Source organism: Aerococcus sp. L_32, from assembly GCF_050689315.1.
Window position 1 is genome coordinate 1 of record NZ_JBOEQF010000929.1, and the last position, 728, is coordinate 728.

The 728-nt window shown below is 43.8% G+C and carries 1 pseudogene; it reads right to left on the reverse strand.

Going from position 1 to position 728, the window contains the following annotated elements:
* Positions 1–728 (reverse strand): annotated as a pseudogene (locus ACRCJ0_RS17425) (chromosome segregation protein SMC); the annotation flags it as partial.

The following is a 728-nucleotide window of genomic DNA, read 5'->3' on the forward strand; positions in this document are numbered from 1 at the left end:
ACAATGACATTACCCATTAAATTGGCCATAATTTGTTGGTATTGACTATCAAAGTCTACTAAATCAACCATCACGCCGATAAATCCAGGCATTGACTGAATTTTATTCAAGTCATTGGGATTTACTGATCGGCCTTTAATCACGTCAAGTGGGAGGAAAGTTGCCCGCCCTGCACGTTGCCTTTTCAATTCGCCAATTAATTGGCTGGCCACCTGCCCATTTTGGGTAACGATATTTTGCATAGCGCCAGCAAGTGCGGTTTCAACGGCTCCAGTATAAGTATCTGGCACGCGGAGCAATTGGGCAACTGCCCCGTGGACACCCTGAATTTTATCTGATAGGTCTAAAGCTGCCTTAACCCCCTGGTAGAAACCAGCATGGTCGCGGTCCAAATCTTCCAGCGACTCTTTACGGGCAGTAGCCTGCATTAGCCGTTGATTCACTTGGTTCATTTCTTGATTAGCTTGGTAAGCCTCATCTTGCTTGGCTTTTACCTCTTGATCTTTAGCTTGATATTGGTCAAGCAAAGACTCTATTTCTTGACTAAGACTTACCTTATCCGCTTCAGCCTTTGCAAGTTCGGCTTTCAAGTCAGCTAAAGTAGTTTCTTTAGCTGTTCGCTCAGACTGGTTTTTTTCAACTGAGGCGACTTCATTCGCTATATCCTTCTCAAGCTGGCTTAAGTCATTTTGTAGACTGGACTGTTTTTGTAGTGCTGTAATATATTC